The organism is Microcoleus sp. PH2017_09_SFU_O_A, from assembly GCF_020738625.1.
Classification (GTDB): Bacteria; Cyanobacteriota; Cyanobacteriia; order Cyanobacteriales; family Microcoleaceae; genus Microcoleus.
Genome location: NZ_JAEQCF010000104.1, coordinates 1 through 22,728, shown reverse-complemented (window position 1 = coordinate 22,728; position 22,728 = coordinate 1). Strand labels below are relative to the sequence as shown.

The following is a 22,728-nucleotide window of genomic DNA, read 5'->3' as shown; positions in this document are numbered from 1 at the left end:
ACAGGCATCTTGCCTGTTTTTTGCACGGGCTAGAAGCCCATGCCACCAGAAAATTTACTGATTGTGGAACAGGCATCTTGCCTGTTTTTTGCACGGGCTGGAAGCCCATGCTACAAGAAAATTTACTCATTGTGGAACAGGCATCTTGCCTGTTTCTTCCATTATGACGCTCAATTCCTAGATTAAACTGAGCATTTCCTGCACTGCTGTCTAATTTGTAACAATTTTAGGATTATTTTCAGGCAGCGGTGGGCGGGTACACAGATAAGCCAATGGCCCGAACAGGGGCACTAATGTTACTGCCCAAAATGCTATTGAATTTTGCACTCCTCGGCGCGCCATATCGTCGGTTAATAAAGCAGGAAATAGCAGGGAAAGCAGACAAAAGTCTAAACTCATCACGTGGATAAAACGGCTGGTTTGCCACTGCCCAACAAAATCAGACCAATCGCCTTTTGTCAAGCCAAAAGCAACCAACGCAGCAGCGCCTAATGTTAGGACAATCCCAGTAAAACGGGAGTCTAATATTTTTAAGAAAATATTTTTAGTGCCAGAAAATTCTGGATTCGGTTCGCGCAGGGCTAAATAAGGGAGCAAGGCAAATGCACCGACGCCAAATGATAAAGTTGCAAAAATCCATGCTCGTATTTTCTGCCCTCTGCCGTCGGCAAATAAGACGCAACTGTAAATCAGCGGCCAGACTCCCATGATGTTAAACAAAGCTACAATTAAAGGGTTGATGCCTGCTATTTTGCCTGTGGAAAGGTTGGTAATTAGTGTGATGGTGTCGGGGTTGTCGGGTGGCGCAAATACAAAGGCGTAGGTGCTGAATATAATCCAAAGCAGAGCAAATCCAATTTTTCTAGACATATATTCCTTCTCAGAATCGAAAATCGACTCAACCTTCTAAAAATCATCATCGGAGCCCTCATCGGAGCTCTCATCGCTGCGGACAAGTTCCGAAGGAGGCCTGTCATTACTCCAAGCCCACCACACGGCGCCGCACTGGCAGCGGTAAAATTCTTGCCACTTGCGGCGGTTGGACTCGGTGTATACTGGCGATCGACGATTAATCCAGACCTCATGGGCCTCCGTGCAGCTAGCAGCGCACTTGGGACAGCAAAACTCAGTAGCGTGAACCGCCGCCGCAGTCCATTCGGGAGGATGTGGAGCAAAAGCTTCCATGTGTTGCGTGTTTCTATCTAAACTGCTGTTAAGTAGGCAAATCAAGGGTTGCTAAAGATCCGTAGAGCTCGCAACGGCATAAGTTATGACATAAGTACGCTGTTGAGTGCGTAATTCCTATGACAGTTATTTTTTTGGCATTTGCCGTCCGATGAATAGTATAACTGATGTGGTGTAAGCCGTCGATCGGCATTCTCAGCTATTTCAAGGACTAGGCTCATGTCTATCTACAACTTTATCTCATTTCTGGGCATCTTTGGCTTGTGTGCGATCGCCTGGATTTTCTCAGAAAACCGCCAAGTTCGCTATATACCTTGGCGCGTCATCATCTGGGGCATTGGCCTACAATTAGTCTTAGGATTTTTAGTATTCCTATTTCCCCCAACTCGCATCGCCCTAGAGTGGTTTACCAGCTTGCTTGATGTCGTATTTATGGCCGCTGATACTGGAGCTAGATTTGTATTCGGCGAAAACATTGTACCGCTACCAGATCCAGCTAAAGCTCCGCCCATTAATCTAGGATATATTTTCGCCTTTCGAGCATTGCCGACAGTCATCTTTTTCTCAGGATTAATGGCACTGCTAGAGAACATCGGCGTCATTCAAATTATCACCAATTTTTTTGCTAAAATCTTTTACTTAACAATGCGCTTGAGCGGCGCGGAAGCTCTCAGCGGAGCCGCTAATATTTTCGTAGGTATAGAAGCAGCAATTGTGGTCAAGCCTTATTTGGCAAAAATGACTCGTTCCGAACTTTGTGCCATTTTATCTTGCTGTTTTGGAACCGCTGCATCCTCAACTTTAGCAATTTATGTCAGCGTCCTCAAACCAGTTTTCCCAAATATTTTGGGGCATTTAGTTTCTGCCTCAATTATTGCAATTCCCGCTTGCTTCGTCCTTTCAAAAATCTTAGTTCCCGAAACAGAAACTCCCTTGACAATGGGAGGCATTCCGAAGGAGAAACCGAAGCCTCAAGGGCGTGAATTGGTGGGCGAAGAAGTTGCTGAAAATGACGGCTATCTCCCCAAACAAGAGACAGTTGGCGGAGAACCTATCGAGCGTGTCAGCCCGTTAGATGCAGCAATTATCGGCGCTTTAGACGGTGTAAAAATGGCAGTGTCGATCGCTGCTGTTTTGATTTTAATCGTGGGTTTAGTTTTCTTAATAGATCGAATTTTGGGAGCCGAAACCCTGCGAAAGGGTTCAGGAATATTATTTTACCCACTGACTTTGTTAACCGGAGTTCCCTTTAAGGACTCTTGGATAGCTTCAGAAATTATCGGACAAAGGCTGTATCTAACAGCAATTCCACCATATCGAATGTTAGCAGAAGCGGCCGCAAAAGGACTGATTAGCGATCGCACAGTATTAATTGTCAGTTACGCCCTTTCCGGTTTCGCCCACTTAGCTTCCGTCGGCATATTTGTCGGCGGTACAATCGCCCTAATTCCTTCTCGGCGCAAAGACATTTCCGAACTCGGTTGGAAAGCCTTATTTGTCGGCACTTTAGCTACAATGATGATTGCCTGCATCGCCGGATTATTTGACACCGGAGACTCCAGCATTTTAGGCACTAAGACACCGCCTACTGCCCCGATCAGCGCTCCTGCTTCGCCGAAATCGGAGGCATCCCCCGCCGCAAGTCCGAAGCCGTCAGTTGCCCCAGCAATTGCCAGCCCGAAGCCTTTGCCGAAGGGTGAAAAAGCTGCTCCGAAAGCTCAAGAATCTCCTAAATCCAAAAAGGTGAGGTATGACTGACAGGTTATATAACCACTGAAACCAAGAGGGCCCAAGCCCAACAACGTCCGCGAATCTTTCTGAGAACCGCTATAATATCTTATAAGGACTTGTATGGGCGGGTCAACCAACAATATTTGTCAATTATTGACAATCTTTAAAACCCGCCCTCACTCACTTTATTATATATGTATGAAAGAGCGCCCAAGCGCAACAACGTACTTAAAAATTAACCTTTATTTTGTGCCTATGGCGTAAGTAATGTTACAGTTATATTTTCGTATTGGAGCGAAATCAAAGTTGATGTAGTTTATTGGTTGTGTGGGGGCGGGTTTATGTAGGTTATTGATGGGAGTTAAATATTGTTGGTGAACCCGCCCCTACGAGTCCCTGATAGATAATTTGATGTAGTTTATTGGTTGTGTGGGGGCGGGTTTATGTAGGTTATTGATGGGAGTTAAATATTGTTGGTGAACCCGCCCCTACGAGTCTCTGATAGATAAGATTGTTTTTTTTGCAATTACCAATTACCAATTACCAATTACCAATTATCCCAAAAATCTATGAATCCAGAACCAGAAATTCGCCGCCTGTTAGATGTGATGCCCGCCTCGGGCCGCATGACTTGTAAAATTATTAATAAACCTCAACAATCGACGGTAATTAATTGCGATTTTCCTTTACCTTGGCATCAATCTCGCCCGATTTATATTAATTTTGATTTGTGGCGCCTGCTATCTAAGCCGCAGCGGGATTTACTGCTATTGCGTACTGTAAGTTTTCTGGGCAATTTCAAGTGGTTTAAGCCGGATATTTATCAAGGGGCGGCTGTGGCGGGTATTCTCGGCACTGTTGTAGAATTGTTGCAGGGAGATGCGATCGGAATTGCGATCGCCGGTGGGTTGACGGGACTGGCGATGACTCGAATTTGGCGCGACAACCGCAGTTCGCAAGTAGAATTAGATGCCGACGAAACGGCGATTCGGGTGGCGGGAAGGCGCGGTTACAGTGAATCTGAGGCGGCGGGACATCTCCTGGGGGCGATCGAATCTGTGGCGCAGATAGAACAGCGTACTTTGGATTTCAACGAGTTGATTCGGTGTCAAAATTTAAGGGCGATATCGGGTATTTCGGCGGTGGGCGTGCCCGATAGCGTCAGACAGGATTGAAAAAAACATCGAAAGTACGCGCGAGCGAAGCTATCCCGTAGGGAATCGCCCGTACTGCAAAAAAACATCGCTATTCAACCAAATTAGCCTTAACAGACAAAGATTCCAGAAACTTAACTGCCTCATCCAGCATAGCTGCTGGTAATTTCTCAACAATTGCGATCGCCCTTTGACGAGTTTCTAGATTAACTGCTTATGTCGCAGGTTTAACTGACAAAACTTGCACTTTCATCGTCTTAATCAGCTTCAGTAACGTACTTATTTTAAGCGAAAGCGCGATCGCCCGATCGACCTCCTATGACTCCTCCTCATCTACCCACCGACTGAGATAATCCGGCAACTCATCAAAAGATACCCCCACCAAACGGCAAAAATCCCGGCAGTGCCGTGTATCGGTGCGAAAACTTGAATTATGTTTGACCTGAATTGTTAGCATCTTGCATTTATTAACGTTTGTTTATAATTGTTTTTGCTTTTAATTCGCCTATTTTAAGCGCCTATTTTAAGCGCTTATTTTGAACCTTTACTTGATTAAATTACATTATGTAAAAACGCACTCTCAAAGTTAATTCTCGATGTAACATAACGTCATTGCCAACAGGATATTGTTGCCGCTAGTTCTGCGGCGTATCGATAAAAAATCATGAATTAGGACGCAGATTTATTGCAGTAGCTCGATCCTCTATCGCGCTCGCACTCGCGTGCAATTCTGTCACTTTCCTGTGGGCAAACATACCCAATTTAGAATACAGCCATGAACACCCCAGAAACTACGAATTCCTGGATTATTTACCGACTGCTGCCCAACTTTCAGCGCTTACCCATCGGACAATTTCGCAGCCGCAGCGAAGCAGAATCTTCCCTGAAAGTCATCCGACAACTGCTACCCAATACCGACTTAATACTTGCTTTCGAGATTGGCGCCGAAAGTCCAATCACCGAACTCATTGGGCCCCCTGCTAAGGAACCAAACTTGCCCAATTCAGTTAACCGAGAACTCTTGAAACTGTTCATTATCAGTTCTCGCCCTGTTGTTTCCCGCGTCATTCATTCTTTTCACCGCGATAATTTTGCTTGCGCTACTGACTGGAGTCCGTTTGTTCCGACTCAAAATCGAGGTGAAGTGATGAGCGTCTTAATTAAGTATTTTGCCGCTGACTCTTAGCGTTCGATCGAACATTCCTGATTGTACTGCAAAGCGCTCTTTCCTCATATTATTAAGAGCGCTGAAGCGCAACAACGTACCTAATTTTAAAACTGCGCTGCCTAGTTGGGCTTGGGCGCTTTTGAGCGCTGAAGCGCAACTACGTACCTAATTTTAAAACTGCGCTGCCTAGTTGGGCTTGGGCGCTTTTTCCTGATATTATTAAGAGCGCTGAAGCGCAACAACGTACCTAATTTTTAAACTGCGCTGCCTAGTTGGGCTTGGGCGCTTTTTCCTGATATTATTAAGAGCGCTGAAGCGCAACTACGTACCTAATTTGTCTGACGATAATAAAATCGCCCTGCTTATTAAGGGGGATTTAGGGATATTTGAGGAATAAATGGTAATTTAAGAACAGTGATAAACTTGATATTCATAACCATCAACAGGTGACAAGTCGCGAGATTCAATCTGACACTTTTGTGCTGCTAAATTTACGGGCGCGCGAAAATTTACCAACCACAAATCTAGCGGACGTTCCAATTCTCCAATTGTTCGATCGAGTTTCGCTGCCGCTATTTCTGGCTTGTCCCTTTGATAATTAGCCAGAAAAAATAGAGGAGAATTCCTGACATCCCGTACATTGCTCGTTGCCGAACTCTTTTCCCATTCCAATCCTATCCCCATCAACTCTCCTATTTCTACATGAGTTTTTTGAGTAGTAGCAATTAACACGGGAACTTGCGAGACTTCGCGGATAATCGGAATTAACAAGTCTGGTTTGTAATATTTGCGATAGCCGAGATTGGAATTTACTGTTACACTGCTGACAAAACCCATTACTAAAATTAGCAGAACTGCTTTTTTGCCAGTAAATTCTACAGCAGGTAAATTAAACCATCGAGTTTTTATTGTAGGTGTGTCATAAATAAATGCTAAAGTTACTCCTAATATTAATATCACTCCCGGAAAGTAGACGAAATTGTATCGAGGGCCGCGAGTTAGGTCAATTCCTAGAATGTATGCAAAGCTGAAAAATAGGAAAATTGCTCCTAGCACAAATCCGCCAAAAATAACAGTACCTAAATGAGTATCGGTGGTTTTTAAGGCATTTTTCACAGCGTTAAACAGGATGGGAAGCACCCAGATCAAAAATATTGCCATTACGATCGCAGATCCAACCACCACGGCCAGATTTGACGATTCCACCGGAAGCAGCGATATCACAGCGATCCATCCCGCCAAAGCTTGGAAAATCGGCGCAATCCAATCTACAAATGTGCGATCGCCACTGACAATCCAATTCGTGAGCTCGCTACCGTATTTATTCGACAAAAATATCGGTAGCCAAACTAAACCGCCCGCTACAGTCCCCAGCGCTACTGCAAAAAGCCGCCAGAGGATTTGAAATTGCCAAATATTCGGCTGCTGACTCTCTGAAAGCGCCAATTTTCCATGAAACTGCTGCCAGATTACAGCAATTAATGCTATGGCTTCCGCACACAAAGTCAAGGCAAAAAAGTAGTGAACCGCAATTCCCAAACAATTAACAATTATCCAAAATAGCACCGTCCAGATAGGCATTGGAGCGCGCTGTTGCAGCTTTTTTGCAGCTACTGTCAAGCAAAAAAGAGACGCAATAACTAATAAAATTGCTAAGGTATAATGGCGGGCTTCTTGAGCGAGATAAATGCCGTAGGGAGAAACTGCCATCATCGCAGCCGCACATTGACCGACTAAACGAGAATTGAACGCAAATTTGCCTAAAAGGTAGATAGCTGGAACTGAAATCACTCCTAATAATGCCGGAAGCGATCGCCCAATCCACACTAAACTATCCTCAGTCGGTGCAAACAGCCGCATCCACCAGTGGGCTACCATAAAATACACTGGCGGATGGTTGCTTTCCACCAGCAAATGCTTGAGAACATCTGCAATGCCAGCATCCGGGCCCAATTGCAGCGGTTGTAGTAGAGTCGAAAGTGCGATCGGGCGATCGATCGGCACCCCGCGAAAACTGTTGCCCAAACTAAACACCAGAGTCGAAAACTCATCCGTCCACAGCGGTTTCGAGTCCAAATTGGCAAAACGTAGCATTAGGGCGATCGCCGTCCACAGTAATAGCAACAACAGTTGTTTATGCTTAATCATTAATTCAGTCAGTTGTGTGTTGTCAGTTGTGTGTTGTCAGTTGTGTGTTGTCAGTTGTGTGTTATCAGTTGACCGCCCACTGCCCACTGCCCCATGCCCCATTCCCAATTCCCAATTCCCTAATCAACTTCCGTTACCCGCCAGCTCAGCTTCATGTTGATCCAGAAATTCCAAAGAGTCACAGCCACGATCGCAATTAAATTAGCCAAATATTCATTGATGCCAAAAACATTAAACATCAAATTAACCAGCAGCACATTCAAAATCAAACCCATCAAGCAAATTGTATTAAACTTCAACAGGCGTTTGAAACGCTGGCGATTTCCCGGTTGCCGCTTAGAAATGTCCCCAAAAGTCCACAAATCATTCCACAAAAAATTACTAATAATTGCTAATTCAGCAGCAATAATTAGACTGCGAGTCAGCTCCAAATGCAGACTATTTCGCAGCACGTACAAAACCCCCATATTGACAAACACACCGCTGAAACCCACGATGCCAAATCGCAGAAACTTACCCACTGGCCAGCGGGCAAACCGCAATATGAACAAATGTCGCAAATACTCAATATACTGTTTCCCAGTAACTTTGCTCTCGCCTTCTTTCCGCTCCTGAAATACATAACCAACTTCTCCAATCCAGCGGATATTTCCCCTACCGAGCACTTCAATCAAGATTTTGTAACCCGCAGGATTCATGGTTTGGCCGGCAATGCAACTGCGACGCACCATAAAATAGCCGCTCATTGGATCGGAAACTCTACCGACGACTCCAGGCAGTATAATCAATCCAACAGTTTGAGCGCCCCGCGACAAAAATCTCCTGACAACGCTCCAGTCGCTCACCCCGCCCTCGGCTACGTGGCGGCTCGCAGCGGCCAAATCTGCCCCCCGCTGAATTTCTGCTAAAAGCTGCAATAGCGTCTCCGGCGGATGCTGCAAGTCGGCATCGATGACACCCAAAACCTCGCCCCGAGCAGCCTGCCACCCGCGAATTACCGCTGTCGAAAGTCCACGCTCGTCTTCCCGGCGCATCACCTGCAATTGCGGATATTCGGCCGTCAGGGACAGGGCAACTTCCCAGGTGCGATCGGGGCTGTTGTCATCGACTACAATTAATTCGTAGTTGCCGGGAATGCTGCCATCAAGCAACTTGCTCAATTGTTCCACAATACTTTTGACATTCTTGCACTCGTTGTAGGTGGGAATCACCAAGGAAAAATAAATTGGCTGTGTATCTTCTGCAAAAGTTGAACCACAAGTCCCTACAGCAGGAATTTGCAAAGGCCCAGACGGCACTGGCAACAGGTGATTTGCTTCGTTGACGCTCATAGTTACCGTTTCTTAAAATGAAAAGATGTTTTTTTACGACTTTATACTTTAGAATCTGTTTCGTCCATAGTTGATTTGTTAAGATATAAAAAGCCGTTAATTTTAGTGGTGGATTTTGTGACTGAATCGGAAAATAAAACTGTTGATGCAATTCTCGATCGCGCTTTACAACTTTATAACATCTCTAGCGCAGAGGCATTGGTACTTTTGCAGCAAAGAGAGCCAGATGCGATCGCTTCTATTCAAACAACCGCTGACTTGCTCCGCCACCGACAATCAGGCGATATTGTTACTTATGTTATCAACCGCAATATTAATTTCACCAATATTTGCGAGCAGCATTGCAGTTTCTGTGCATTCCGCCGCGACGACGGAGATGAGGGCGCTTTTTGGTTGGATACAGCCCAAATTCAGGACAAGGCAACAGATGCAGTGCAGCGGGGTGCGACGGAAATTTGTATGCAGGGCGGCTTAAATCTTCAAGCAAAGCTTAATGGCGGATCTTTGCCTTATTATCTGCAATTAGTGAAAACTATTAAGGATAAATTTCCGCAGTTACACTTGCACGCTTTTTCGCCCCAAGAAATAGAATTTATTGCCAGACAAGATCGTCTTAGTTTCAGCTATGTAATTTCGGCATTGCGGGATGCGGGAGTCGGTTCGATACCTGGTACTGCGGCGGAGGTTCTCGACGATGCGGTGCGACGGGTGATTTGCCCGGAAAAACTAGATTCGGCAACTTGGCTAGAAATCGTAGGAACTGCTCACAGCTTAGGTTTGCCGACAACGAGTACGATGCTTTGCGGGCATATTGAGACGGCAGGGCAGCAGGTTTTGCATTTAGAAAAAGTGCGATCGCTCCAACAAAGTGCCATTAACAACAACTATCCAGCTCGCATCACAGAATTCATTTTACTGCCCTTTGTCGGGCAAGAAGCACCAGCCCCTTTACGCAGTCGAGTCGGCCGCGATCAACCAATTTTAGCAGATACATTGTTGCTCACCGCAGTATCGAGAATCTTCTTGGGAAATACGATTTCCAATCACCAACCGAGTTGGGTGAAATTAGGTTTAGACGGAGCTAAAGAAGCGTTAAAATGGGGTTGCAACGACATCGGCGGCACATTGATGGAAGAACACATTACCACGATGGCAGGTGCGGTTGGCGGCGGTTGTCAATCTGTAGAAGATTTGCAAAATGCGATTAGTTCTTTGGGGCGAGATTATCAGCAAAGGGATACAATTTATCGACCTGTGGGGGTTGAAAAAATGGCGCCAATAGGTATTAGGAGAAATTGAGCGATGTCTTACAGCGAGTTCACCACAATTGTCAAAGTCAAACAAGCCTTTGGATTAACAACTGTAGAAGGCCCGCGATTTCTACCGCAAATAACTCCGATCGCTCCAAGTGCAACCCTGACAGATTTTTTGGCGCACAGTTTACCCGTAGCTGTGGCGACAGGAAGTGAAAAAGCGCGATCGGAAATGATTATTACCCCCGTACTGCTCGAAGTCAGAAAGATTTTGCAGGAGAAGATTAGCTTGTTTTCGGGAGAAGACTTTACCGTAGATTTCAAACAAGGACTGAATGGAATTTGTGATTTCTTGATTAGTCGCTCTTCAGAAATGTTAGAAATTGAAGCACCAGCAGTCGCAGTTGTTGAAGCTAAAAAAGCAGATTTAAAAACAGGAATTGGACAGTGTATTGCCGAAATGGTAGCAATGCAGAAGTTTAATGAAGCGAAGGGAAAACCAATTCCTGTTGTTTATGGGAGTGTTAGCAACGGTACGCAGTGGCGATTTCTTAAATTGGAGGAAAAAACTGTATCACTGGATCTTAATGATTATGCCTTGGTTCCGCTGGAGCAAATTTTGGGAATGCTAGTTTGGATGGTACAAGATGGGTGATTAAGTGCGATCCTCTTCGAGGGCTTCGCTAACGCTCTTTTGACTCAGTTGGTAAAGTGCGATCCTCTTCGAGGGCTTCGCTAACGGACATTTAGGATTTCATTAAAAGTCAACGATCGATCGCGATTTAAAGTTTGGGACTATCGGGCGATCGCACTTTCAAATTCTTCTAGCGCTTGACAACTTCCTACCTGCAAAGCACGTTCCACTGTAGAAGGAATCAGTTTGGCGATCGCAATTCCTGGAAAATTCGGACTAATATCCGATTCTACATACTCTCCTTCTTGCAGCAAATAGATGCGAAGTCTGCCGCTGTCGTAAACCCAGACTTCTGGAACTTCAATAGCTAGATAAGCATCGATCGTAGTTTTAGAAGCTACATCCGTTTCAATTGCTAAATCCGGCGGCGGATCGTCCGGCAAAAGTCGGCGACGACTAATCATCCGCTGATAATTTAGAATATAAAAGCAAGCATCAGGTTCAATTCCCGCTGCACCTTCCCGCTTGAAAGTAGTAGAACCGAATGGTTCGTATCTTCTACCCGCAGACTTGAGTAAAATTTTGACAATATCAGAGATTAAATCTTTCGTTATTTCGCATTCTAGTAAGGAAACCGTAATTTCTAAAGTTTCTTTGCTGTAAGCAACTCGTGCCGATCGCTTTTCTCCCAATTCTTCCAAAATCGACTCGAATTCGAGCCAAGTTATATTGGGAATAGTTACGACACTACCGGGAGTAAGCTGAATCTGGCTAATAGGTTTGAGGACGGGAGCGATAACAATCATAAGCTGAATTGAGAGCTAGTTGTTAAGTTTCTGCCAAAGGCAGGCAGGATGCCTACCTCACAAGAGTTTTTGAAGATATCTGTTGAGTGTAGCACGGGCAACGAGAAGAGATGGGCGATCGCAGATTTATGATTGCTAGACATCAAAGCCAGATTTGGTATAATTAGTATTATCAGTCATTTTAAAAACCTATGACTCAAACTTTACCCAAACTCGTAAACTTCGAGGAATTTGTAGAGTCGCTACCTGAAAATGCGACGGTACGCTACGAACTGCATAATGGAGAGATTGTTGAGATGGCACAACCAGTAGGCGAACACGAGGAAGTTATCAGCTTTCTTGGCATCGAAATTCCTTATGAAATCAAACGTCTGGCATTGCCCTATGGTATCCCTCGCCAAGTGATAGTTAGACCTCCTGAAAAAGATTCTGGTTATTGCCCCGATTTGTTGGTGCTGAACCGTGCAAACCTTGTGAATGAACCATTGTGGCAAAAACAATCTATCCTCAGTTTGGGTGCATCGATACCTTTGGCGATCGAGGTTGTGTCAACGAATTGGCGCGATGATTACTATTTGAAATATGCTGATTACGAGGAGATGGGTATCCCTGAATATTGGATTGTCGATTATGCTGCGTTGGGTGGGCGTAATTTTATTGGTAATCCCAAACAACCAACAATTACTGTCTGTAATTTAGTAGATGGTGAGTATCAAATCTTCAAGTTTCGAGATAATGACCGGATTGTGTCGCAAACGTTTCCCGATTTGAGTCTGACTGCAAACCAGATTTTTCAAGCTGGTTTAGTTTAATCTGATATCTTACAAAATTCTAATTGAGGTGTTTTGTTAAAACTGACTCATGCAATGCTTTGAAAAAAAAAGGAATATGAGACTTGACATCACTACTTTGCTGTGAATAAAATCTCCCAATCTCTAACGATAGTTGATCTCTAAAATTTTTCTCATCCCCACTCCAGTCACCGGGTGGCTTAATTTGCTTCCAATAATCCTTTGCTTTTTTAATTGTCAGCAAAGCTAGGATTAACTCATGCTTCTGGGTTGCATCAGTCGTGTTTTGAAACTGATGTTTCCATGAATCCTGAAATTTATCTAAGTCTAATTGCGTACAATTCAATCCCGAACAATGATTTATGCGATCGAATGCTCTTTTTAAGTTAAGCTGTAAATCTCCATCGCTACTAATTCCATCAGCCATATCACTATAAATATTCGTGAGTGACACTAGATTTTCTTGATAAATCGGAGAATTAGGATAATCATCAAATAATGATTGAAGTTCCGGTGTCAGAAAGTATGCTTCTTTATGAATCAAACCTGTAATCCAAATCCGGTGCTGTGCTACATTTTGCTTTTGCACCTGAGATTTTTCATAAAGGTTGCAAAAAATTGCTTCTGTATCTGTAAAGACATAATTCTCAATCGCTTGCAAGTGCAAATCTAAGTCTATCATTGCAAAAAGTCGATCGCAATCTAGATACGAATTAGTGCTATCCTGTTTATGTAATGTTAAAAGAGTAAAGTAGGTGTCTATGACATCTTTGCGATCGCCACAATTAAAAAATTCCGGTCTATTCTGTCTCCACCATGCCGGAATGCAAGCCTTATAAAAATTGGCATCCGGCATTTGCTCCATTGCCCTATAAGCTTGAGGTGACTCTCTACCCTGTATTTTCGGAGAAGCACCTTCGCATAATACCACAATTTTGTTTTGAATTTTGCGAGATTTCAAAATAAACTCGCACCATTTTTTTAGCTGTTCTGAACTAAGACTCATTTGTAATCTTAAGATTCTTGTTTAATCAATTTTGGCTCAATTTCTTTAACATGAGCAGGTGTCAAAGCTTCACACAATGCGTAGGAGTGAGTTGCCAGAATATATTGATTGCTGGGAGCCCATTCTTTGAGATCAGATATAATTTGATATTGCCAATCTGGATGAAAAGCAATTTCAACTTCATCCATCAAAACAATAGCATCTTTTATGTTACGGGACTTGAGCCATATATAAATGCTAAGTCTTTTGAGTTCGCCGTGACTCAAATCTTCGGGATATAGTTCTATAGTTTCACCATTCTTATCCAATTTAAAATTGACTCCCGAAAAATCTTCATTTAAATTTATCCTTTTATTTGCTAATAGCAGATTTAAGTCGTTAATTAGAGTTTGATAGCTATTCCCATAGCCGCCTGTGTTTATCGCTTCTCTGAAGTCGCGATCGCGAGCATCTTTAAATGATTTAATAAGTAGGTTTACAGCAAGAAAATCATAGGTAAACAAACCTTTTAATTCTAATCTTGCAGATGCAAGTATCCCGTAATAATTCTTATCCGCCTTACTTGAGTTGCTAAATAATAGTTTCCTAGAATCCGGCGGAAGAAATAGAAAAATTTGCGTGGATGGAGCAGCTAGAAAAATTTGACGCGATATCTTATGTAATAATGATTTTGCTTGATCTTTACTTTGATGAGTCAAATGACATTGTAGCTTTGTATTGAGCTCTTGATTATTTTTTTGAGCGTTTGAATAATAACATAGATTGATGCTATCCTCTGAATTTATATCTTCATTAAAATCAACCATCGCTTCTGACGGTGAACATTCTTCCGAAAAAAATTCAAGATTAACATTTTTTTGTCCATCCCAAATGTCAATAATAGCTAAGACTCTTTTGTCTTCGCCGTCATGAATTTTAAATCCTTGAAGCAGATTTTGTAAAAATGGTTTTTTATCCTCATCACCGGAACAGTGTAGCAACACAAAAATTAACTGTAACAGCGTACTTTTACCGCCGCCATTTTGGCTTCCCAGCGGAAAAATACTAGGAACAAAATCCTTTTCAAAAGTGATGTCTATATTTTTCAATCCCCGAAAATCAGGAACTTGAACTCGTAGCAAGTGCATAAAAAACTCCTGGTGTTGGCTGGTATTCTTTATTGAAACGCTGAGCCACAATCATTTTAGATTATAACTCACATTTTTTACTATTTTCAGGAACAGGCAAGATGCCTGTTCCACAACACATTAATAAATTCTTGTGGGGTGGGCATCTTGCCCGCCCAAAGAAACAGGCAAGATGCCTGTTCCACAATACATCAAGTTTCTTGTGGGGTGGGCATCTTGCCCGCCCCCAAAAAGACTTATCTCTCGCCGTTTTACACCTTAAACTTCTCCACAATTCGTCTCATTGCTTCCTCCACATTCTCCCGACTATTAAACGCCGAAATACGGAAATAACCTTCGCCCGCCGCACCAAAACCAGAACCAGGTGTTCCCACCACATTACAAGTTTCTAGCAACTTTTGAAAGAAATCCCAACTCGACAAACCATTCGGTGTTTTCACCCACACGTAAGGCGCATTTTCGCCGCCAAAAACCTCAATTCCTGCTGCTGTCAATTTCTCGCGGATAATTGCAGCATTTTCCATGTAAAAATTGACTAATGCTTGAATTTGTGCTTTGCCAGCATCGGAATAAACGGCTTCTGCACCGCGCTGCACGATGTAAGAAACGCCGTTAAATTTAGTAGATTGGCGGCGGTTCCACAGTTTCCAAATTTCGACATCGGAACCGTCGGCGGCTTTTCCTGTCAAAGTTTTTGGTACTACTGTTAAGGCGCAGCGAGTACCTGTAAAACCGGCATTCTTGGAAAATGAACGAAATTCGATCGCACAATCGCGCGCCCCTTCAATCTCGTAGATGGAGTGTGGTAGGCTCGGATCGGTAATATAGGCTTCGTAGGCTGCATCGAAGAAAATAATCGAACCGTTCGCTTTAGCATAGTTTACCCAAGCTTGCAAGTGTTCCTTGGTTGCGGTTGCGCCCGTCGGATTGTTGGGGAAACACAGGTAAATTAAATCGACTTTCTTGTCTGTGGGAATTTGGGCGGTAAAATTGTTGTCTGCGGATATTGGGAGGTACACAAAACCTTCGTATTCGCCATTTTCGTTCGCATCTCCCGTGTGTCCCGCCATCACGTTCGTGTCTACGTACACCGGGTAAACTGGATCTGTAACTGCGATCGTATTATTATTGCCGAAAATATCGAGAATATTGCCGCAATCGCACTTAGAACCGTCAGAAATAAAGATTTCCGAAGCATCAATATCGCATCCCCGCGATTTGAAATCGTGCTCTGCAATTTTCTCCCTCAGCCATTCATAACCTTGTTCCGGGCCGTATCCTTTAAATGTATCCCGCGAACCCATGTCTGCTACCGCTTTCACCATCGCCTCCCGACAAGCTTCCGGTAGCGGTTCCGTCACGTCGCCAATCCCCAGCCGGATGATGGGTGCACCGGGATTCGCGTCTGCATAAGCTTTTACCCTGCGCCCGATTTCGGGAAACAGGTAGCCGGCTTTGAGTTTGAGGTAGTTGTCGTTGATAGTTGCCATAGTGCGATCGCTCTCAATGTCGTACAATAGCTTATACCATTTTAGATTTTAGATTTTAGATTTTAGATTTGAAGAATTGGATAATTGAAGAATTGAAGAATTGGGAACAATCGAGCGATATGCGAGTTTGCAGCATGGGGCCGGCAGTTGCATTCTGTTTGAAAATTGCTATTACTGCTAATTGTCTCCCTCAAGACGTAGAAAGTTCGGCAACGGATTTTACAAAGGATTAAATAAATCCCAATTGAAGTTCGATAGAAAAAATTTCCCCATCTCCCCATCTCCCCATCTCCCCATTCTCCCCATCTCCCCATTCTCCCCATCTCCCCCTCTCCCCATCTCCCCCTCTCCCCATCTCCTCCATCACAGCCATTGACAAAAAAATCAACCAGCTTGTATAATTAGATATAGTGTGCAACGCAGAACCAATTATGGATGAGATAGAGTACGCCAAACTGTGTCAAGAACTGGCGGCCATTCTGAATGAGTTTAATTTAGGTTGGGTAGTTGAACAAGTCGCCAATAGTGTAGAGATAGGTAAAGTAATTGAAGAGCGATCGCTCAAACGAAAGACACCGCTGCTCAAGATAGAAGATTATACCGCAAAAGAACAACTTTTGCTGTTAATTGCTGCTGTCGAACAAGCGACGGTGAACACTTCGGAAATGGAAGACGAGATTGCTTATTTCTTGAAAGTAGAATCGGAAACCTCTCCCCTCGGTACCAAAATTATCTTTGCCAATTCCGGCGCAAAAACAGCCCAAACCATCGAGTTTACGTCCACTTTAACAGCCCCACGCCACAAACAGGCGATCGCCCTCAAGCAATTACTCGAAAAACTGCCCTCTGAACCTAGCAACTACGCCATCAATTCTGAAATTAAGAGCAAGTTAAAAAGCTCGATCGATCCAGATTTCAACGGAGTGGCAGAACAAGCTAGAATTTTTGATGCTTACCTATTCACCATCCTGCTGAAAGCAGTTGCTAACGAAGGCGGCAACATCTATTATAACAATGTTTTAGACGACGAAACACCGAAATATTTAACGTTTAGAAAAACAGCCGGAAAAATCCACGGAACAGCACATCCATACACTCATGCTGTTGTAGAATTTCCCGACAAACCAGCCCTGGAAATTCATCTCGGAGTCAAAGTGCAAGGTAGAGCCGGAGTTCTGCACAACTGCAACGTTTTAATTCTGTACCAAAAAGAAGCGAATATCTGCCGTTTGCTCAACCGCGAACCCCGACACTCGCAGGTAATTTTAGCGGTGAAATCTGAACACTGCACCTCGGAACTTCAACTAGAAATGGCTGGTGCTTTTATCGGATTGGCGTCAGATATTCGCTACGAAGGTGGCAGCTATTTCATTTCTAATAGTTACTCGCAACCAGTGGCAAAATTACTGACTACTGCGCGCAAAAAATGGGAACACAATATCTTTCCTAGGGCCACAAACGATGTTCACAGGCTGATGTACTCATTTCAAACTATCTTTAAAGACTTTAAGGCTAGAAACTAAGATTGGGGAATAGGGCATAGGGCATGGGGCATAGGGCATGGGGCATGGGGCATAGGTAATTTGTTATTTGTTGTTTGTGATTATAAAAACTACTAACTGCTAACCGCTAACCGCTAACTATGCCGGGTACATCTGGTTTTTGAAGCCTGAAGAAGCATGACCGCATATAAGTTATTAGTTATAATCCCATATTCACGGAGGTCATGCGAGAGTCCCTACGAATATATTTGCCTTGCGCCAGATGCACCCACTATGCCCAATGCCCAATGCCCTGTTTGCCCTATGCCCTATTCCCAATTCCCCATGCCCAATCCCCAATATAATTTATGATGTTTCGAGTACCAGAACTTTACGAATAATGTTCAAGAAAGATAAATCTTCCCTGCTGTTTACGATCGGAGCCGCCACACTTCTGATCGGTTTAGGTATCCTCGCATACTCGATCGTCATTTCCCGAGGCCCCGCCAAAGATTTGCCAGCGGGAGCCGTCGTTGTTCCCCAAGATGCGATGATGGCTCTATCCATCACTACCGATGAATCGCAGTGGAATAGGCTGCGAGAATTTGGTACGCCGGAGTCAAAAGCTTCGTTTGAAAGGTTTTTAAGCGAATTGCGCGATCGCCTCCTGACAAGCAACGGTTACGCCTACCAGCAAGACATTCAGCCTTGGGTGGGTAACACGGTAATGGTGGCGTTTCTCCGCAACAAAACAGCGATACCAGTTCCCCCGCGCGCGCCCAACGCGCCCCCACCTCAGCCAATTCAGCAGTCAGTAGCAATTATCCTGCCCATCTCCAACCCGATTAAAGCCAAAGAATTATTAGCAAAACCCAGACCCCTCAACCAAGGAAAAATGGTTGAGCGCAATTACAAAGGAGTGCAAGTTACAGAAACTCAAGGTATACCCGATCGCAATTTCTCAGTCGCGGTACTCGGAACAAACTATCTAGCAGTCACCACAGATCCCACCGCCACAGACAGAATAATTGACACCTACAAAGGCGAACCATCCCTCGCAAAAACTCCTGGCTATGGAGACGCCATCCAACAAATTAAGGATGTCGGTGCCTTCGGTCAAATCTACGTGAATATGCCCGTTGCAGCAGCCTTTACAGCCGCCAACTCATCCCGCGAAATTTCGGTAGAAAACCTGGAAAAACTGCAACAAAATCAAGGATTTGCCACCACAGCGACGCTGGATGCAGACGGAATTGGATTCAAATCAATCTCTTGGCTAAAACCAGATTCTACTACTCGTATAGCAGTGGAAAATAATGCTCTAAAAATGGCTAATCGCCTGCCAAACAATACAATCATGATGGTATCGGGCGGTAACTTGCAGCGTTTGTGGCAAGACTACGTATTGGGATCTGATGCTAACCCGCTTGCACCGATTAATCCTCAAGTTTTGCGTACTGGTTTAAAATCGACTACTGGCCAGGATTTAGATAAAGATTTCATCAACTGGATGGCGGGAGAATTTTCTTTATCATTAATACCAGCCCCCGCGCAGAATCCGAAAGACAAATTTGCTGCTGGATTTGTATTTATGGTGGAAACAAACAACCGCGGCGCCGCTAACAAATCCCTGAAACAGCTTGATGAAATGATGAAAAATAAGCAGTATAGAGTTGAGGAAATTCAAGTTGGCGGTCAACCTGCGACTCAATGGAAATCGCCGTTTGGAGGGATTACTGTAACTCGCGGCTGGATGAAGGATGTGCTGTTTATCACAGTAGGAGCACCCGTGGTGGACGCGATCGTTCCGGCGCCGACAAGTCCGCTTTTAAGTAGCGAATTGTTCCAAAAAACTGTACGATCGCAACTTAAGCCTCACAACGGCAATTTTTTCATCGACACCGAGAGTGCGTTTAACCCGAAAAACCTGGCTTTGCCGGAGTTTCCTCCCAACCAAAAAATCTGGATAGATGCCACGCGGTCGATCGGCATTACAGCGGCCGTGATTGGCGATCGTACCACCCGCTACGACGCTTTTGTCGGTCTCAAAAAATCCGACCAATCGACTCCTTCACCAAAGCCCTCACCGAATCCATCTTCACCGAGTTCACCTTCACCGAGTTCATCGTCACCGAGTTCACCTTCACCGAGTTCACCTTCACCGAGTTCACCTTCACCGAGCTCACCTTCACCGAGTTCATCCTCACCAAGCCCTGATTCACCCAGTCCCTCGCCCACCGTCCAAACTTCACCGAATTAACTCTTAAATCCTGCCAAAAATCCGCTATGACAGCCCCTTAAACAGCAAAATGGCGATCGATTAAAACCGAAAAGCAGCAGATCGAAACCGACAATAGTGGATTTGATTTTAAGAGGAAAAGTGAGCCGGATTTAAGTTGTTTTACGTCACCAAACCTCACACCAAGAAACCGCCAAACCCGGTTTATAAAAAAAACCGGGTTGCAGCAAGCAAACTCTAAAAAATTGGCTTGTAGCCCAAGGAAGAAAGAAGAAGCAATAACATTCCGGGACACACACCAACCTTCAAACCTTAAGATGAGGTACGTTGTTGGGCTTCAGCCCTCTTAGTGGAACTGGTTATATAAGCTATGAGTCATACCTCATCTTTTTGAGAAAGGCTATACTTTTTCTTGTCATAATTTTCGTTACAGGCTATCGTGGAGATAGCTTTGTTGTTTTTGAACCGAGGAAAGCAAAGATGTTTGACCAGAAATTTTCCCGATCGCTCTTGGACGCAGAACCTAATTTTTAACCCCATCCTTCGTTGAAAGTCTTAATAAGAGTAAAAAAAAATCGGTTAATCGGCGTCGGAGTGGGTCTAAAATGCCGTTTTTTTGAGTGTATCATGTGGCAGATGTATAGTCTAGGTATTGCGAGTTATATTGAGAGTGTAAAGAAGATATAGCCTTTCTCAAAAAAATGAGGTATGACTGACAGCTTATATAACCGCTTAAACCAAGAGAGTCCAAGCCCAACAACGTCCGCGAATCTTTGTGATAGCCGCTATACGTTATTGTTGCGACCTATTAAAAATTAAACCCTTTAAAACTATGAAAAACCCCAAGAATCTTCAAATACCGGCTAAATTAATGTCAAGAAAAAGAATTGGCAAACTGGCACTTTATGTGCAAATAGTCTTGATAAATATTTACTTTTTGCAAGCAAAAGCCGAAGCTCAAATTGTGCCAGCGAACGATGGAACTGGCACTAAAGTCACTCCCACCCCAAGCGGAACTCCTACACCGCAAACTCGCTTCGACATTGAAGGCGGACAATTATCGAACGACAAACAAAATCTCTTCCACAGTTTTACACAATTCGGTTTGTCGCCAAATCAGATAGCCAACTTTATCTCAAATCCCAGCATTCGCAACATTTTAGGCCGCATCAATGGCGGTAGCCCTTCGATTATTAACGGCTCAATTCAATTAACCGGCGGTAATGCTAACTTGTTTCTGATGAATCCCTCGGGCATCATATTTGGCAACAGTGCCAGCTTAAATGTGCCGGCTTCTTTCACAGCAACCACGGCTACCGGTATTGGATTTGGTTCTAATTCGTTTAACGCGATCGGTACTAACACCTACACATCTCTGACGGGCACGCCCAATTCCTTTGCTTTTGGAGCCGATCGAGCTGGGGCAATTGTCAACACAGCCGACTTAGCAGTCAAGTCAGGGCAGAACTTAACTTTGCTTGGCGGCACCGTTGTCAGCACAGGCAATCTTTCGGCACCGGGCGGTAAAATTACCGTTGCGTCAGTCACCGGGACAAATTTAGTGCGCGTCAGTCAGGGAGATAGTTTGCTGAGTTTGGACATCCAGCCGTCGTCAGCGACAAGCAGCCCTGGAACAGCAGTCGCATCCTTGCCGGAACTGCTGACAGGGGTCGGTCAAACCAATGCTACAGGAATCAGCGTCAATGCAAGCGGTCAATTGGTACTTACAGCATCTAACCGAATAGTAGCTGCGGGGGATGTTGCAGTCAAAGGTGCCAGCGCTCGATCGATCCAAATTCAAGCAGCCAACACCCTTGCAGCCAGCGGCAACCTGACGAGTACACAAGGTGCGATCGTCCTACAAGCCAGCAGCGACATTAGCACTCTCGCCCTCAACTCCAACTCCACCACCGCAGCAGGTGGCAACATCACCGTCACCAGCCGTACAGGAAAAGTAGAGACCGGCAATATCAACGCAGGCTCGATCGACAAAACCAGCAACGCCGGAGACGTTAGTATTGCAGCCTCAAGCAGCATTCAAACAGGCTTCATAGACGCCAACTCCGAAGAAAAAAAAGGCGGCCAAGTCACCCTCAAGGCCAGCAATGACATTGAAGTAACCCGTATCAACACCCAAGGGCGAACAGCCGGAGGAAATATTAACATTTCAGCCGGCCGTTATTTCCGAGCTACAGGTACTTTTACCTGCTTGGCGCAAGCTTGTAGCATTGCCGCGGCCGCGACTGGTAGCGCGAATGGTGGAGATATCACCATTAGCCACGGTGGTCAAGCCTCAAACACTATTTTCGGCGTCGGGCCCAACTATAACAGCTTGAACGGTACTGCTGGCAGCATTGCCACTGGGAGCGACAAGAAGGAAAATGTTATTGCATCCGGAAGTTTTCCCAGCTCAAAGACTCAGATCGTACAGCCGACGCAAATTAATATCACAACTTCTTCAACCTCGCCGACGCCGACTCCGGCACCGACTCCTGCACCGACTCCTGCACCGACTCCTGCACCGACTCCTGCACCGACTCCCGAACCAACCCCTGCACCGACTCCTGCACCGACTCCTGCACCGACGCCCGCACCGACTCCTGCACCGACTCCCGAACCAACTCCGGCGCCAACTCCGGCGCCAACCCCTGCACCGACTCCTGCACCGACTCCCGAACCAACTCCGGCACCAGCACCTGCACCGACGCCCGCACCGACTCCGGCACCGACACCCGCACCGACTCCGGCACCGACACCCAACCCTCCGCCAGCACCCAGGCGAACTCCTGCACCCGCACCGACACCCGCACCAGTACCCGCGCCAGCACCTGCACCGACACCCGCACCCGCACCCGCACCTGCGCCAGCACCTGCGCCAGCACCAGCACCAGCACCCGCACCTGCACCTGGGCAGACAATTACTGAACCCAGCGTACCAGTATCAAATTTGTCACCAGCGCCGACAATTACTCAAAATCCATCGCCAACAATTACTCAAAATCCAGCGCCGAACTCGAATTTGTCACCAGCGCCGACAATTACTCAAAATCCAGCGCCGATATCAAATTTGTCACCAGCACCAACGATTACTCAAAATCCAGCGCCGAACTCGAATTTGTCACCAGCGCCGACAATTACTCAAAATCCAGCGCCGATATCGAATTTGTCACCAGCGCCGACAATT

At 45.1% G+C, this 22,728-nt stretch carries 19 protein-coding genes; 10 read left to right on the top strand and 9 right to left on the bottom strand.

The features are described from left to right. Window positions 1-210: 210 nt before the first annotated feature. The gene (locus JGK16_RS29005; RefSeq protein ID WP_293174466.1) at window positions 211-870 is read right to left on the bottom strand and encodes a DUF2834 domain-containing protein; all 660 of its coding nucleotides are present in this window, start codon (window positions 868-870) and stop codon (window positions 211-213) included. A 36-nt stretch (window positions 871-906) separates the two neighbouring features. Further along, window positions 907-1,185 carry a hypothetical protein gene (locus JGK16_RS29000; protein ID WP_293174463.1) on the bottom strand — a complete coding sequence of 93 codons (279 nt, stop codon included), beginning with the start codon at window positions 1,183-1,185 and terminating at the stop codon, window positions 907-909. Window positions 1,186-1,404: 219 nt separating this feature from the next. Between JGK16_RS29000 and JGK16_RS28995 the strand changes: the two genes are divergently transcribed. After that, the gene (locus JGK16_RS28995) at window positions 1,405-2,943 is read left to right on the top strand and encodes a nucleoside transporter C-terminal domain-containing protein (protein ID WP_293203554.1); all 1,539 of its coding nucleotides are present in this window, start codon (window positions 1,405-1,407) and stop codon (window positions 2,941-2,943) included. A gap of 542 nt (window positions 2,944-3,485) precedes the next feature. Next, a complete protein-coding gene (locus JGK16_RS28990; protein WP_293193440.1) occupies window positions 3,486-4,091 on the top strand; it encodes a DUF3318 domain-containing protein in 606 nt (201 codons plus the stop codon). Between the two features lie 295 nt (window positions 4,092-4,386). Here the strand turns inward: JGK16_RS28990 and JGK16_RS28985 are convergent, their stop codons facing one another. Continuing rightward, a complete protein-coding gene (locus JGK16_RS28985) occupies window positions 4,387-4,527 on the bottom strand; it encodes a hypothetical protein (protein WP_293203553.1) in 141 nt (46 codons plus the stop codon). Between the two features lie 318 nt (window positions 4,528-4,845). Here JGK16_RS28985 and JGK16_RS28980 point away from each other — a divergent pair, with 318 nt between their 5' ends. After that, on the top strand, window positions 4,846-5,256 hold the full coding sequence (locus tag JGK16_RS28980; protein WP_293174454.1) for a hypothetical protein: 411 nt from the start codon (window positions 4,846-4,848) through the stop codon (window positions 5,254-5,256). Window positions 5,257-5,643: 387 nt separating this feature from the next. Here JGK16_RS28980 and JGK16_RS28975 read toward each other — a convergent pair whose 3' ends face one another. Both JGK16_RS28975 and JGK16_RS28970 read right to left on the bottom strand, forming a co-directional pair. After that, window positions 5,644-7,386, bottom strand: a complete 1,743-nt coding sequence (locus JGK16_RS28975) for a glycosyltransferase family 39 protein (RefSeq protein WP_293193441.1) — start codon at window positions 7,384-7,386, stop codon at window positions 5,644-5,646. A gap of 119 nt (window positions 7,387-7,505) precedes the next feature. Further along, window positions 7,506-8,717 (bottom strand): glycosyltransferase, encoded by a 1,212-nt coding sequence (locus tag JGK16_RS28970; RefSeq protein ID WP_293193442.1) that lies wholly within the window; start codon window positions 8,715-8,717, stop codon window positions 7,506-7,508. Between the two features lie 117 nt (window positions 8,718-8,834). Here JGK16_RS28970 and cofH point away from each other — a divergent pair, with 117 nt between their 5' ends. Beyond that, on the top strand, window positions 8,835-10,016 hold the full coding sequence (gene cofH, locus JGK16_RS28965) for a 7,8-didemethyl-8-hydroxy-5-deazariboflavin synthase subunit CofH (RefSeq protein WP_293174446.1): 1,182 nt from the start codon (window positions 8,835-8,837) through the stop codon (window positions 10,014-10,016). A gap of 3 nt (window positions 10,017-10,019) precedes the next feature. After that, window positions 10,020-10,625, top strand: a complete 606-nt coding sequence (locus JGK16_RS28960; RefSeq protein ID WP_293174443.1) for a hypothetical protein — start codon at window positions 10,020-10,022, stop codon at window positions 10,623-10,625. 140 nt (window positions 10,626-10,765) lie between these two features. On the opposite strand, the gene JGK16_RS28955 is transcribed toward JGK16_RS28960, so the two are convergent. Then, window positions 10,766-11,410 (bottom strand): Uma2 family endonuclease, encoded by a 645-nt coding sequence (locus JGK16_RS28955; protein WP_293193443.1) that lies wholly within the window; start codon window positions 11,408-11,410, stop codon window positions 10,766-10,768. 191 nt (window positions 11,411-11,601) lie between these two features. On the opposite strand from JGK16_RS28955, the gene JGK16_RS28950 reads away from it, so the two are divergent. Next, window positions 11,602-12,222, top strand: coding sequence for a Uma2 family endonuclease (locus JGK16_RS28950; RefSeq protein WP_293193444.1), 621 nt, complete (start codon window positions 11,602-11,604; stop codon window positions 12,220-12,222). 19 nt (window positions 12,223-12,241) lie between these two features. Here JGK16_RS28950 and JGK16_RS28945 read toward each other — a convergent pair whose 3' ends face one another. The 3 genes from JGK16_RS28945 to JGK16_RS28935 all read right to left on the bottom strand — a co-directional run bounded on the left by JGK16_RS28945 (window position 12,242) and on the right by JGK16_RS28935 (window position 15,824). Then, window positions 12,242-13,162 (bottom strand): hypothetical protein, encoded by a 921-nt coding sequence (locus JGK16_RS28945; protein ID WP_293174434.1) that lies wholly within the window; start codon window positions 13,160-13,162, stop codon window positions 12,242-12,244. A gap of 53 nt (window positions 13,163-13,215) precedes the next feature. Beyond that, complete coding sequence (locus JGK16_RS28940) at window positions 13,216-14,334, bottom strand: AAA family ATPase (protein WP_293174432.1); 1,119 nt, start codon at window positions 14,332-14,334, stop codon at window positions 13,216-13,218. 251 nt (window positions 14,335-14,585) lie between these two features. Beyond that, the gene (locus JGK16_RS28935; protein ID WP_293174428.1) at window positions 14,586-15,824 is read right to left on the bottom strand and encodes an LL-diaminopimelate aminotransferase; all 1,239 of its coding nucleotides are present in this window, start codon (window positions 15,822-15,824) and stop codon (window positions 14,586-14,588) included. Window positions 15,825-15,892: 68 nt separating this feature from the next. Between JGK16_RS28935 and JGK16_RS28930 the strand changes: the two genes are divergently transcribed. The 4 genes from JGK16_RS28930 to JGK16_RS28915 all read left to right on the top strand — a co-directional run. Next, window positions 15,893-16,057, top strand: a complete 165-nt coding sequence (locus JGK16_RS28930; protein ID WP_293174425.1) for a hypothetical protein — start codon at window positions 15,893-15,895, stop codon at window positions 16,055-16,057. 198 nt (window positions 16,058-16,255) lie between these two features. Next, window positions 16,256-17,347, top strand: coding sequence for a hypothetical protein (locus tag JGK16_RS28925; RefSeq protein WP_293174422.1), 1,092 nt, complete (start codon window positions 16,256-16,258; stop codon window positions 17,345-17,347). A 358-nt stretch (window positions 17,348-17,705) separates the two neighbouring features. Continuing rightward, window positions 17,706-19,565, top strand: a complete 1,860-nt coding sequence (locus JGK16_RS28920) for a DUF3352 domain-containing protein (protein WP_293193445.1) — start codon at window positions 17,706-17,708, stop codon at window positions 19,563-19,565. 811 nt (window positions 19,566-20,376) lie between these two features. After that, the coding region (locus JGK16_RS28915; protein ID WP_293203552.1) for a filamentous hemagglutinin N-terminal domain-containing protein at window positions 20,377-22,728 on the top strand (2,352 nt) is incomplete at its 3' end.

Bases quoted from the DNA above. Each gene is read 5' to 3' on its own strand.
- JGK16_RS29005 (WP_293174466.1), bottom strand. From the start codon at position 870: ATGTCTAGAAAAATTGGATTTGCTCTGCTTTGGATTATATTCAGCACC.
- JGK16_RS29000 (WP_293174463.1), bottom strand. From the start codon at position 1,185: ATGGAAGCTTTTGCTCCACATCCTCCCGAATGGACTGCGGCGGCGGTT.
- JGK16_RS28995 (WP_293203554.1), top strand. From the start codon at position 1,405: ATGTCTATCTACAACTTTATCTCATTTCTGGGCATCTTTGGCTTGTGT.
- JGK16_RS28990 (WP_293193440.1), top strand. From the start codon at position 3,486: ATGAATCCAGAACCAGAAATTCGCCGCCTGTTAGATGTGATGCCCGCC.
- JGK16_RS28985 (WP_293203553.1), bottom strand. From the start codon at position 4,527: ATGCTAACAATTCAGGTCAAACATAATTCAAGTTTTCGCACCGATACA.
- JGK16_RS28980 (WP_293174454.1), top strand. From the start codon at position 4,846: ATGAACACCCCAGAAACTACGAATTCCTGGATTATTTACCGACTGCTG.
- JGK16_RS28975 (WP_293193441.1), bottom strand. From the start codon at position 7,386: ATGATTAAGCATAAACAACTGTTGTTGCTATTACTGTGGACGGCGATC.
- JGK16_RS28970 (WP_293193442.1), bottom strand. From the start codon at position 8,717: ATGAGCGTCAACGAAGCAAATCACCTGTTGCCAGTGCCGTCTGGGCCT.
- JGK16_RS28960 (WP_293174443.1), top strand. From the start codon at position 10,020: ATGTCTTACAGCGAGTTCACCACAATTGTCAAAGTCAAACAAGCCTTT.
- JGK16_RS28955 (WP_293193443.1), bottom strand. From the start codon at position 11,410: ATGATTGTTATCGCTCCCGTCCTCAAACCTATTAGCCAGATTCAGCTT.
- JGK16_RS28950 (WP_293193444.1), top strand. From the start codon at position 11,602: ATGACTCAAACTTTACCCAAACTCGTAAACTTCGAGGAATTTGTAGAG.
- JGK16_RS28940 (WP_293174432.1), bottom strand. From the start codon at position 14,334: ATGCACTTGCTACGAGTTCAAGTTCCTGATTTTCGGGGATTGAAAAAT.
- JGK16_RS28935 (WP_293174428.1), bottom strand. From the start codon at position 15,824: ATGGCAACTATCAACGACAACTACCTCAAACTCAAAGCCGGCTACCTG.
- JGK16_RS28925 (WP_293174422.1), top strand. From the start codon at position 16,256: ATGGATGAGATAGAGTACGCCAAACTGTGTCAAGAACTGGCGGCCATT.
- JGK16_RS28920 (WP_293193445.1), top strand. From the start codon at position 17,706: ATGTTCAAGAAAGATAAATCTTCCCTGCTGTTTACGATCGGAGCCGCC.